Source organism: Aneurinibacillus aneurinilyticus ATCC 12856 (genome assembly GCF_000466385.1).
GTDB classification, from domain to species: Bacteria; Bacillota; Bacilli; order Aneurinibacillales; family Aneurinibacillaceae; genus Aneurinibacillus; species Aneurinibacillus aneurinilyticus.
Map to the genome: position 1 here is coordinate 1 of NZ_KE952668.1, position 12,303 is coordinate 12,303.

The following is a 12,303-nucleotide window of genomic DNA, read 5'->3' on the forward strand; positions in this document are numbered from 1 at the left end:
ACCTTCTTTCTTCCCCCTTATGGATAATCAACAGACGTGATAAAGTAAAACTTCCATTAGTATACGTTATTGTTTCAAATTATTTTAAAACCATATAGGGAATCGTAATAAGGTGAGGAGAATGAAAAAGTGATAAGGCATGAAGTCAATGATGAAATTATTATCACATTACCTGAAGAGTTTGACATGAATACGAACCTAAGCTACCTAGCAAGAGAAAAAAATGAATGCATGTATGAAATAGAGAACAGTATGATTACAAGAGTCATAGCCATTGGAGAAATTCGGTTCTTGGTACAGGTAAGCGTAATTGATAATAAGCAGATGGTTGTTCAGTTTCCAAGTGATTCGAGACCTACTGAAGAGTGGCAACGAGAAGAGATTGTTAAATATATTCGTGAATGGTTTGATCTTAATAATGATTTAACTCCATTTTATGAAATGGCAAAAGCAGATCCATTACTTAAAATGCCTGCCCAAAAATTCTATGGATTGCGAGTTATTAGCATTCCCGACTTATTTGAAGCTTTATGTTGGGGAGTCTTAGGACAACAAATTAACTTAGCATTCGCATACTCATTAAAGAAGCAATTTGTAGAAGCATTTGGTGATTTCATCGAATGGAACGGTAAAAAATATTGGATTTTCCCATCCTACGAACGAATTGCACATTTAACACCTGCCGATCTAGCAAATATTAAAATGACTGTAAAAAAAAGTGAATATATCATTGGGATTGCGAGGTTAATGGCAAGTGAAGAATTATCGAAGGAACAATTAATGAAAATGAACTTTAAAGATGCTGAAAAAAACTTAATTAAGATACGAGGCATCGGTCCTTGGACAGCCAATTATGTTCTAATGCGCTGCCTTCGATTCCCGACAGCTTTTCCAATCGATGATGTGGGTCTAATTAATTCGATAAAAATATTACGTAATATGGACCGAAAGCCTATGAAAGATGAAATCTTGGAAATATCAATTCCATGGAAGAACTGGGAATCATACGCTACCTTTTATTTATGGCGTGTCCTTTACTGAATAATTACAATTCAAACCGGACTGTACTCAATAAAAAGGGGACGCACTTTAAAACCTTATCCCTTCATTAATTATTCGTATATAAATATACAAGCACATTGTTTATGGACGACAAGTATAAGATGAGCTTTTTAAAAGGCGCTGTTTGCCTTCAATGGGGATTGGCTTTAGCTCTTAGATTAGAACCCCTAGGCTATCTGGAAGTCCCGGTTCTTCCAAAATACGGCCTATTTTCTGAAAAAAGAGGGGTTATTTGTTCTCTTCTATAAGCAATTCAACTGCGAGAAAGAACTGACGCTGTCCATCAGTAGCGGCAAGTGGAAGGTCGTCATTATTTATCATCTCGGCGTCGAGGGGCCTCGACGTACTTATTCTTGCCCGCCTCAAGATTGCCTGCTCTCACCAAATCATCGCCTTGTTTACACAGCGCAGTAATTTCGGCATGGGTGGTATCTAAAAGTTGCACCGTCATCTCCCCGATCCTATTTGATTTGAAGCCGCCACATGAATTTTCCTCATTACCAGCAATGAATGATTGCTTCTTGACTTTCGCTAAAAATAATTGCGCCCGGTATCGCCACCAAATAGTCTATCGCCCAAATGATATGATCCGTGAAATCCCGTCCTTTATCAGGCGAGAATACGAAGCGGATGCGTTCGGCACAGTCTTTGATTTCAGGCGGACAATCCATGGTGACACTTGCAACGTAATTTGCATCTGTAGCTACATTATGACCAGTTTCAAAATGCGCCGAAAAATTCCAACCCGGCCAACGAAGAATCAAGTATTTCTGTTTCGTAAACGGATTTGCTGATTCTCCAAATTCCAGTCCGTTCTTTGTTTCAAAATCAAAGTAGGCGCTTAACTCAGAAGCAAGACGCTCATAGGAGTAAGGATTGGATGACTTCGCAAGGTAGGCATGTATTACGGACATAATATCTCCCCCATCGTACCGGATATTCCTAACGCACATGATATAATTGTATTTCTTTCCTTATTCCGACAAATCCTCACTTGGCGATATTCATTCGGCGAAAACTCTAAGGCAAAGTTCTGGATGGCTTTGTTGGAAAAGGCGGCTTCCAGGCTAGCAGGATTCCGGCGTCTCCGCAGCATTTGCTTACGCCTTCCATATCATCTCTTCCAACCTCCCAAAGCCACAAATCATTGCTTATTTTCCTTAGAGAGCCGCGGCCCCGCTCTTTGACAATCCACTCTCCAAGTGTCATGCCTTGAATTTTTATTTGAAGATGGTTTTCGTTTATCATATTGCAAGGATATATCATTCTCAGCATATCCCCCCTGTAACGAACCTTCCCTTTACATCTCCCAGGAGTTTCTTTGTTAAAAATCCTCGTATCCTCATATGGAAACAATTTGATCAGATTCTCGCCCTCCGCATAGTAAAAAGCATCTACCACTTTTGGAGCAGCATACACGATTCCATACGGATAGCTGATTTTCTTCGATACATCCTCCACAAATCCGATGAAATTTTCATAAATACCGTCAATAGGCACGGCACACTGAGCATCAATGTGATGAAAGCTGCCAAACTCATCGGTCATGTACCCGAAGGATGCAAACCAAGGAGAATAGCCAGTTTGTTGACTATATAATCGAAATGCACTAACTTCTTTTGAGGTTATTTTACACTTGAGATCGGAGAGTGATGTTTCTATCAAATCAACATAGAGTCCATCTTCATCATTTTTGTATGTATAGTACCCGGCAGTTGTAATCCTTGCACCGATAGCATCAAAGAAAGACTCGCCTGCATTGCAAGCCTCCATTGGAGTGACTTCACTTGTGTCATACATGGCTAGTGCCGTACACATATACCTAGCCTCCAATATTCCTGATTCGCTCAAAATGCCGCTCCGTAATTTTCTTCTTCAAACAGCCTTAGTCAACAATATGAAGACCGGGAATGGTTTGCAAGAGCTCGCGTATTTCGCTCATCGGCAACCCGCTTTCCTTAGCCAACATACCGGCATCACCAAGCACAGCGACACATTCCCGGTCCGAATCCGTATAAATATCCAAAATCAGACCGATTTTTTTCGGCCATTGTTGTAAGATCACAAAATCCCGAGCTTCCGCCGGATTCAACAAGCAAAAGCACGGCCATTTGGGAATAAGAATTCCCTTCATGTCACAATTCAACAAACGGCAATCGTGCATGCGTGCAGATGAAAAATCGCACTCTGACACGGATGATCTGTCCATGTCTTCCCAGTCACCAAAATCACAGCCAATATACTTGCCCATAAACCTGACGCGTAAAAAATGTACACCCTGAAAATGAAAGTCCCTTAAGGCTTGCTTTTGATCGAAAACTCCTCCATGCATCCTCAGTCCTGGAAAAGCCATACCTCGCCCATCAGCCTCCGAAATTACGGTGCAATCATGCAGTTCCAGTTTCGGACCCAAAATACTTACCTGATCCTTTTCAAGCTCAATCGTTTGACTAGAAAGCACTTGAGAATTCATTTTCACCTCTTTGTCTTCCTTTCGTGCAAAAATCTTGCTCCGCTATTATTGGGATTCCAAGAAGAAAAGTTAGCCACATAGATTTCGTTAAGAATCAAATCGAGCGGCATGTGATCCATTGCATCAGCAATTTCATCATAAGGCGGAGGAATTACAAAAGAAAATCCAAAGTCATCATCAATGATCAGCGATCCATTAAAAATACGCTGCCTGGATGTCAGCCCGATTATACCCCTCATGGATTGCCCGGGATACAAGCACTCCTTATAGCGCCCCGTATAACTTTGATTGCAACCAATAGAGAAGATCAGGCCACTAGAATCCACTACAATTGTCATAGTGTCATCCAATGTATACGCAGATCTTACCTCGCCATCCGGAACGGAATATTCTTTAAGCTCAACCTTGTGCCGCGAATATAGTTCATCGATATACTCAGATATATTTCTTCCCAAAACAACATTACCCATCGAATACCCCGATATGACTTCCGCATTAAAATCAGTCACACATAGCCCCCCCTCCGTTCATTCTGCCCTAGATCGTGCTCTACCGAAATCCTGCAAATTTACCATTTTATTGGGGACATTATGCATCATTCATATTGATAAATCAGCTACTCTTTCTCTATGACCCATAGAAAGGATGGCGCATTTTTTATGACTACTTCTATATCTCAAAAGTTACGATTATTTGTGGAGGAACTTCAGCATTCTTTATCATCGAGTACCTTACAACAAGTAGCTAGAGAAGTTGGAACACAGTATTAGTCAATTGCTTAGTACTAGACACCGTTCTCAATTTCACATTATTTCAAATTGATCTCATGGTTCATTTTATAGTTCTTTTTCAAAAATTCCGGACAATCCCATTCACAGACAAGGTCTTTAGCCAAGGAAACGATCCAGTCCTTTGTAATATGATATTTTTCTCCATTAACAGTAATAAAAACTTCACCATCTGTCACATAGAAAACTTCCTGCTCTTCTACATGCCATGTTCCTTTATTCGGTTCGCCTACCCATGGTTCCCATGTGTCAACACCTAATTGTTGTGCTTCTTCAGCTGTAAGTTTTTTCGCAAAAAACATGATGATCATCTCTCTTCCTTGTAGGTAGTTTTGAAGTATTAAATCATATCGGCATGCTTACGCTAGTTTTGTTTCTTTCAAATGCTTAAACTCTTTTCTAATAAAGTAAATAGCAACGAGAACACCTGGGATTTCCGAAGCTGGAGTAGAATACCATAAACCATCAACTCCCCAATATTTAGGGAAAATAAACATGAATGGAAATGTGAACAACAACATTTTACTAACATTAATAAACGTTGCGGACCAATTTCTCTCTTGTGATTCGAAATAGCCGGAGATAAGCAAGCTGACCGCATTAAGCGTGAACAAGGAATTGAATACAATTGTTGTCCAAATGCCCAGTTGCTGCAATTCAGGATTACCACTGGAGAAAAATGACACAATTGGATCGGCAAAAATGATCAGTATGGCCGTCACAATTACAAAGAAGGCAACTGTAAAAATGAGTCCTATCTTAATAGCTTGTTTAACACGATCAAAGTTGCCTGCACCGTAATTGTAACTAATGATCGGTTGAAGTCCTGTCATCCCACCGAGCGCTACTAAGGCAAGCAAATTTGTAATGTAACCGTTTTGAATCGTGAAAGCAGCAACATGTAGCCCACCACCATAGCTTTGCAGTAAGTTGTTGAAGAAAATAATGGCAAAAAACATCATGAACTGACTCGAGAAAGGCGCAAAGCCTGTCCAAGTCACTTCACCGATCGTCTTTAGATTAATTATCATATCTTTTATTTTTGGTTTAAGCTTTGTTTTGCCGAACCAGAAATAAAAGATCAGTAAAACAGGGATTGATTGCGAAATCGTATTGGCCCATGAGGAACCCATCATCCCCATGTCATACTTCGCTACCATAATCCATTCTATAATCCCGGCAACAACTGCTGCGACTAACCAACTGCTCATTGATAATACAGGTTTTTCATCGATATTGGTTAAAATGCTTAATACAACGGCCAATATTGTTAATGGCAATGAAATCCATAATAGACGGCTGTATTGCACCGCATAGGGAAGCGCTTCGTCACTTGCTCCGAATAAGATCATAATTTGATTTTCAAAGACCAATCCAAGTACAGCTAATAAAATGGAGAAGAAAAGAGTAAACCATAAGGTTTGTCCCATAATACCTCTAGCTTCTTCGATCTTCCCTTTTCCAAGTCGAAGTGAAATGACCGCTCCGGCTCCCACACCAAAAAGAACGCCCAGCATACGGGTAATCACCATGATCGTAAACCCAATTCCGATCCCTTCGACTTCCAGCTCCCGAAATCCGCTGACGAAATAGCCATCGACAACCGCTACAACTCCTAGAATCGCGTTAGCCATAATTCCTGCCAAAGCAAACCGTAAATATAGTAACGGAATACTTTTGGTTCCTAGCATTGAATCATACGCTGGTTTATTCATTGCTTCTACTTGTTCTGTCTTCGGTGACGGACGGTTGTCTGCTATTTCCATGAGCATATCCCCCTATAAATAATTCATACAGCAAGTTAGGCTCAATTAATTCGCATACCAACCTACAGGTTTGGCATGCTGATGGATATTGATTTGCTTTGTTTCCATAAAGTGCTCCAGCCCAACAGCACCCAACGCTCTGCCGATTCCACTTTGCTTATATCCTCCCCAAGGACCTTCAACATAAGCGAGGTGATAACTATTAATCCAAGTAATTCCCGCACGCAATTTACGAATGACACGTTTGGCTCGATCCATATCTTTAGTAAATACAGCACCGGCTAATCCATAAATGGAATCATTCGCTTTTTGGATGGCATCTTCCTCATCTTTGAATTTCTGTACAACAAGGACTGGACCAAAAATCTCTTCCTTAACAATACGCATATCCGCGTTTACATCAGCAAAGATCGTTGGCGCAATAAAAAATCCCCGTTCAAGCCCATTTTCTGTCAAGCGCTTACCGCCACAAACTAATTTTGCACCTTCGTCGATTCCGGTCCTGATATAATGTAAAACTTCATTCATATGTGACTCGTTTGTAAGGGCTCCCATTTCGATATGTTCGCTTTCCCCGTTGCCAACTACAATTTTGCTTGCACGTTCGGCCAGTCTTTCAACAAACGTATCGTAAATGGTCTCTTGTACAAGCAAACGAGAGGCAGCTGAACAAACTTGCCCGGCATTGTGAAAAATACCAAACATCGCATTCTCGACTGCCGTTTCAAAATCCACATCGTCGAACACAATAAGTGGAGATTTACCACCTAGTTCAAGTGTGATTTTTTTGATATTGCCCGCAGCTGCACGCATAATGCTTTGACCTGTTTTTGTTCCGCCGGTAAAAGCAATCTTGTCAACATCATGGCTTTCGGCAAGCTCATTCCCAACTTTTGATCCAGGTCCCAATACTAAGTTTGCCACTCCGGCCGGAAGTCCGACTTCCTCCATAATTTCAAATAATTTGAATGCGCTTACAGGGGTGATTTCTGCTGGCTTAATTACAATTGTATTCCCTGCGGCAAGCGCAGGAGCAATTTGCCAAACAGCTAGCATAAGTGGGAAGTTCCAAGGTACAATAAGTCCACAAACACCAATTGGTTCATGAATAATAATTGTTTCCGAAGAATCAGCACGCGTGTAAGATTCCTTTTTTATGCTTTTGATCAAGTCAGCATAATAGCGGAAACATTCAATCGATACCGGAATATCCACATAGGTTGTTGCGCGAATCACCTTACCGTTATTTGCGGTTTCCAAACGTGCAATTTCAGCTGCCTTCTCTTCAAGACGGTCTGCAATCTTATAGAGATAGTCAGCTCTTTCATCAGCTGATAAATTCGACCAGATCCCACTGTCAAACGCTTTACGAGCCGCTTTGATTGCCATTTTCGCATCGTCTGCTGATCCATCAGCAGACGATGCGATCACCTCTCTGGTTGCAGGGTTGATAATGTCTCTTCTAGCACCGGATAACGCCTCTACCCATTTCCCATCAATAAACATGTTAATTTTCATAACCAACTCTCCTTTACGCAATAATATCGAGCAGTTTGAAACCAATATGTGCTAGATTTACCAGCATCGTTTTCTGATTATAGAACGGGAATGATTTGAGGCGTTCCTTTTCAAATCGATATCCACCTGCACTCCCCGTAACGATCCATTGTGCCAATAACTTGCCGAACAATGTCGAGAGAGAAGCACCGTGGCCCGTATAACCGGTTGCGAAATATGCGCCTTCTTTAGATCTGCCGATGACCGGGAATGTATCAATTGTAACCCCAATAAATCCACCCCAACGGTATTCAATTTTGCTTCCTGCCAGTTTCGGCATCAAGTTTACCATCGCATCGTAAACTTTTTGATACACGCCATCACCTAAGTTTGGACGAATATCGCCACCGCCAAATACGATTCGATGATCGGGTGTACGACGGAAATAGTAAAGAAAACTACTTGTATCAAAAACCATGCGATCTTTAGGAATAACGGTATTCAACAATGATTCTGGAAGCTGTTCAGTAGCAATAATACGTGCCGAAATTGGCAGTACGCCTTTGTTCAGTTCATTCATGATTTTTCCTGAATAACCATCTGTCGCTACAATAATGTCTTTCGCAGTAACAGCACCTTTTTCTGTTGCAACTTTCACACTGTTTTGACGATACTCAATCGATAATGCTTTAGAATGCTCAAAGATTCTTGCACCGATTGATTTAGCTGCTTCTCCTAAACCAATGGCATAATTCAGTGGCTGGAACGAGTAACTCATGTTGTCGACTAAGCAACCATGATAAAGTGGGGAATCGATCTCTTGATGCAATTGACTGCGATCAAGCACCCTTGTTTCGTACCCAAAATTTTTGTTTACGTATTCGCTTTCAAGTCTCAATCCTTCAAAATGCTTGGCTTTGTAAGCTGCTACAATATGACCTGTATTTCTGAAGTCACAGTTGATTTCATGTTCGTCAATCATTTTTTTAACCAGTTCAATACTAAACAAGGAGAGATTGTTTAGCTGTCTAGCCTCATCGGAACCATACTTTTTGGCAAGCTCCTGCATCGTTGGCTTATAGCCTGGCAATACCATCCCGCCGTTGCGACCACTGGCGCCGTATCCAATCGTTTCTTGCTCTAGGACAATGACATTCTTTCCTAGCTTTTGCAAATGATAAGCAGAGGAAAGACCTGTGAAACCTGCACCAATAACAACAACATCCGTCTCTTCATTTCCTTCTAGCGTTTTTCCTTTCTCATAGCTATTTGCAGTCGCTGTCCACAATGAGAGCGTATCCATTCGATCCATTTTATCCATTCCTTTTTCCTGAGTTATTTGAAAGAGAATTACAAAAATCTCACACTATCTCTTCTCAATCGGTAATACTCTTTGCTTTACCTTATTTTTCCTTGATATTACCCAGCTTGATAGACGATCTCCCCATCAATGATCGTCATATGCACAGAAAGATCGGCGATGCTATTGGGATCGGCTTGCAAAATGCTTCCATCCAGGATGACCAGATCGGCCAGTTTTTCCACCTCGATGCTCCCTTTGCGGTGTTCATCAAAGCTGGCGTAGGCTCCGTTCCACGTATAGGCTCGGATCGCCTCCAGTATAGAAACAGTTTGGTTGGTTCCAATTTCCTGTCCCTGCTTGCTTTTCCGATTAACTGCTGCCTGGATTCCGAACAACGGACGATAATCCGTCACCGGACTGTCGGAGCCGGCTGCCGCAACGATACCACTCTCAAAGAAATCCCGCAGCGGATACATCTGATTCACCCGCTCACCATAGTTATGTACATATCCCTCTCCATATTCGTAGAAAAAGGCAGGATTGGGTATCGGTACGACACCAAGCTGACTCATTCGCTCAACCAGATCCGGCTCCGAAATTCCGGCGTGTTCGATACGAGGACGGGCATCTGGACGAGGATGCTCCTGTAGAGCGGCCTCAATGCAATTCAACACCATCTCAATCGCACGATCTCCCTGCGCGTGGGCCGTAATCTGGAATCCTTTTTTATGGGCTTCTCCCAATCGCCGGTTCAATTCTTCCTGTGTGTAGTACAGGACGCCGTAATCTTTCGGGTTGCTTGTATACGGCTTACGGGTAGCGATGGTGGGTCCGCTACTACTGCCATCCGTGAACAGCTTCGCCGGTCCAATTTTGAACCGATCATCCCCCACACCCGTCGCCATCCCGGCAGCAATCATACTTTCCAAAAATGCTTCGGGGCTGTCCATCGCGCAGACCATTGCGTAAATGCGCACTTTGACTAGGCCGTTCCGAACCGCCTGATGCATGACCCGAAAGCTGTCGGAGTCATTGCAGCCTGCGTCGTGGATACTGGTAATTCCGGCTGCTACATAATCGGCAGACGCGAGCGCCAAGGCGTGGAACATCTCTTCTTCAGAATGGGCTACTTCCTTGACGATTCGAAAATGGGCCGTTTCAATCAAACGCCCTGTAAGCTCTCCCTCGTCGTTACGTTCAATCATGCCCCCTTTGGGATCAGGTGTATCCTTTTGAATCGCAAGGATTTCCAGCGCCTTTGAATTCACCACCGAGATATGGTTACACGCACGTACGATGATAATCGGGTGCTCCGTTGAAATCCGATCCAGTTCTTCCCTGGTCGGATATCGTTGCTCTGCAATTTTAGTCTCATTGAAACCCCATGCCCGCACCCATTTTCCTGCCGGAAGCTCGGCTGCTTTTTCACGCACATCATGAAAAATATCCTGCAGCGACTGAATGTGGGGAGCTTTGCAGCTTATCCCCAATTTGTCGATGCCGTATGCGGAAAGATGCAAATGGGAATCGATAAACCCTGGCAGCAGGCTTTTCCCTTGTAAATTAATGACGGTTGTTTGAGGACCAACAAGTCGCTCAATCTCCTCTGAGGTACCGATGGCAATAATCTGATTCCCTTTGACTGCAATCGCTTCTACTATTCGATTCTGTTCATCTACTGTAATAACCTCGCCATGAAGAAACACGATGTCTGGCATTCTTAAACCCCCTTACTTTCTTAGAAAGCTATATTGTTATCTTTGCACAACTCATGCCAATATTTTAAGTCTTCAGTCTATTATAAAATCGGAAGAAACAATAAAAAATCGGACCATTTTTGGTCCGAACTAGTTCACTTGTGGTCCATCTTGAATCGCCCTTCGTATTTTTTTAGCTTTCGAATAAATGTGGTCTTGCTCATCTGAAGTGACTCGGATGCCTTTCTTGTAGAGCCATGCTGCTCTAACGCCCGTTGTAATTCCTGAAACTCTATCCACTCCAACTGTTCTTTAAAATGTACGGGTTTGATCAAATGAAGGCAGTCCGTTATTTCTCGCGGCAAGTGTTCGGGTAAAATTTCTCTGTTAGAGCAGATAATCACTAGTCGTTCTAGCAGATTGATGACTTCTCTGATGTTTCCCGGCCATTTGTATTGCGACAGAATGTAAATAGCTTCGGGGTTAATACGGGTAGGTGTTCCATGTCTTTCCTGAAACGTATTCAAGTAATACTCGATCAAATGCGGGATATCCGTTGTTCGCTCCCTCAGAGGAGGAATCACAATCGGATACACCTGAAGGCGGTAATACAGATCCTTACGAAATTTCTTTTGCTCCACCAGTTCTTCTAACGGTTGATTGGTTGCAGCGATAATGCGTACATCCGAGCGAATCGTTTTTACGCCCCCAATTCGGCGAAACTCTCGATCTTCTAGTACCCGCAGGAGTTTCACCTGCAACTCCTGCGGCATATCACCGATTTCATCCAGAAAAAGCGTGCCTTTATCGGCCAATTCAAAAAAGCCCGGTTTTCCTCCCTTGCTTGCACCGGTAAACGCCCCTGTCTCGTATCCAAAAAATTCGCTCTCCATCAGGTCTTTTGGGATGGCGCCGCAGTTTACTTTGATGAACGCTTCAGAAACCCGCTTGCTGTGGGTATGAATAAACTTCGCAATCACCTCTTTGCCGACACCAGATTCGCCGCGAAGCATCACAACGGAATCAAGCGGTGCAACTTTGGTTGCCAATGTTAACACGTGCTGCATTTCCCTGCTTTCAGCAATAAGCCCATCAATCTTACTCTCGCGCCCATGAAAATAATCAAGCTGTTCCCGATACTCCTGATTTACCTGTTTTATTTGTGTAACGGTTCTTTTTAGCTCGTTCAATTCCCGCATGTCGCGAACACAATTGACAACCGCTACGATTTCATTTCGTTCATTAAACATCGGTGTGCCGGTGTAGAGCAGATCTTTTTCGTTGTTTTCGTGAAATAATGTCACCTCCTGTTTTGTCTGCAAAACCTTCAGCGTGCTGGATTCGGGAATCGTCCCATCCTTGACCATCTCCTTAATGTTTTTGCCAACCAACGCCTTCGGTTTTATGCTGACAATTCGTTCATACGCTTTATTTACTTTCAGGATCGTTCCTTCATGGTCTGTAATGATAATGCCATCCGAGATCAGATCAAGCAATGTATCCCACTCTTTTGAGATAACCACGCTCCATAACCTCCCCGCTTCATAGATTGTACACGAATAACATAACATCCCCTTCCGCTTTCTTCAATCGAGTAGGAGAATCCATCTTGCAGTATGTTACGTATCCATCATTTAAAGAAAAATATACCCTTGTTGTTCAAGACACTGGCACTGTATTCGATACAGTGAACTACCCACCACTTAAAACCTGACGA

Annotated in this window: 11 protein-coding genes and 1 pseudogene; 2 read left to right on the plus strand and 10 right to left on the minus strand. The window is 42.6% G+C overall.

Annotated elements, in window-relative coordinates; genetic code table 11:
* Positions 1-129 precede the first annotated feature (129 nt).
* Both HMPREF0083_RS01520 and HMPREF0083_RS27765 read left to right on the plus strand, forming a co-directional pair.
* Entirely contained in the window at positions 130-1,041 is a 912-nt protein-coding gene (locus HMPREF0083_RS01520) for a DNA-3-methyladenine glycosylase family protein (protein ID WP_021619168.1), read from the plus strand.
* Positions 1,042-1,275: 234 nt separating this feature from the next.
* Positions 1,276-1,407, plus strand: a pseudogene (locus tag HMPREF0083_RS27765) (winged helix-turn-helix transcriptional regulator); the annotation flags it as partial.
* A 152-nt stretch (positions 1,408-1,559) separates the two neighbouring features.
* Here the strand turns inward: HMPREF0083_RS27765 and HMPREF0083_RS01525 are convergent.
* The 10 genes from HMPREF0083_RS01525 to HMPREF0083_RS01570 all read right to left on the minus strand — a co-directional run bounded on the left by HMPREF0083_RS01525 (position 1,560) and on the right by HMPREF0083_RS01570 (position 12,109).
* The gene (locus tag HMPREF0083_RS01525; RefSeq protein WP_040301125.1) at positions 1,560-1,976 is read right to left on the minus strand and encodes a hypothetical protein; all 417 of its coding nucleotides are present in this window, start codon (positions 1,974-1,976) and stop codon (positions 1,560-1,562) included.
* A gap of 106 nt (positions 1,977-2,082) precedes the next feature.
* A complete protein-coding gene (locus HMPREF0083_RS01530; RefSeq protein WP_021619171.1) occupies positions 2,083-2,880 on the minus strand; it encodes a hypothetical protein in 798 nt (265 codons plus the stop codon).
* Between the two features lie 67 nt (positions 2,881-2,947).
* Positions 2,948-3,535 carry a hypothetical protein gene (locus HMPREF0083_RS01535; RefSeq protein WP_051354497.1) on the minus strand — a complete coding sequence of 196 codons (588 nt, stop codon included), beginning with the start codon at positions 3,533-3,535 and terminating at the stop codon, positions 2,948-2,950.
* A 2-nt stretch (positions 3,536-3,537) separates the two neighbouring features.
* Positions 3,538-4,044, minus strand: a complete 507-nt coding sequence (locus HMPREF0083_RS01540) for a hypothetical protein (RefSeq protein WP_040301126.1) — start codon at positions 4,042-4,044, stop codon at positions 3,538-3,540.
* 299 nt (positions 4,045-4,343) lie between these two features.
* Complete coding sequence (locus HMPREF0083_RS01545) at positions 4,344-4,625, minus strand: cupin domain-containing protein (RefSeq protein ID WP_040301129.1); 282 nt, start codon at positions 4,623-4,625, stop codon at positions 4,344-4,346.
* A 57-nt stretch (positions 4,626-4,682) separates the two neighbouring features.
* The gene (locus tag HMPREF0083_RS01550; protein WP_040301127.1) at positions 4,683-6,089 is read right to left on the minus strand and encodes an MATE family efflux transporter; all 1,407 of its coding nucleotides are present in this window, start codon (positions 6,087-6,089) and stop codon (positions 4,683-4,685) included.
* A 45-nt stretch (positions 6,090-6,134) separates the two neighbouring features.
* On the minus strand, positions 6,135-7,607 hold the full coding sequence (locus tag HMPREF0083_RS01555; RefSeq protein ID WP_040301128.1) for an aldehyde dehydrogenase family protein: 1,473 nt from the start codon (positions 7,605-7,607) through the stop codon (positions 6,135-6,137).
* Positions 7,608-7,620: 13 nt separating this feature from the next.
* Positions 7,621-8,907, minus strand: coding sequence for an NAD(P)/FAD-dependent oxidoreductase (locus HMPREF0083_RS01560; RefSeq protein WP_021619177.1), 1,287 nt, complete (start codon positions 8,905-8,907; stop codon positions 7,621-7,623).
* 98 nt (positions 8,908-9,005) lie between these two features.
* Entirely contained in the window at positions 9,006-10,607 is a 1,602-nt protein-coding gene (locus tag HMPREF0083_RS01565) for an amidohydrolase (protein ID WP_021619178.1), read from the minus strand.
* 134 nt (positions 10,608-10,741) lie between these two features.
* Positions 10,742-12,109, minus strand: coding sequence for a sigma-54 interaction domain-containing protein (locus HMPREF0083_RS01570; RefSeq protein ID WP_051354498.1), 1,368 nt, complete (start codon positions 12,107-12,109; stop codon positions 10,742-10,744).
* Positions 12,110-12,303 lie beyond the last annotated feature (194 nt).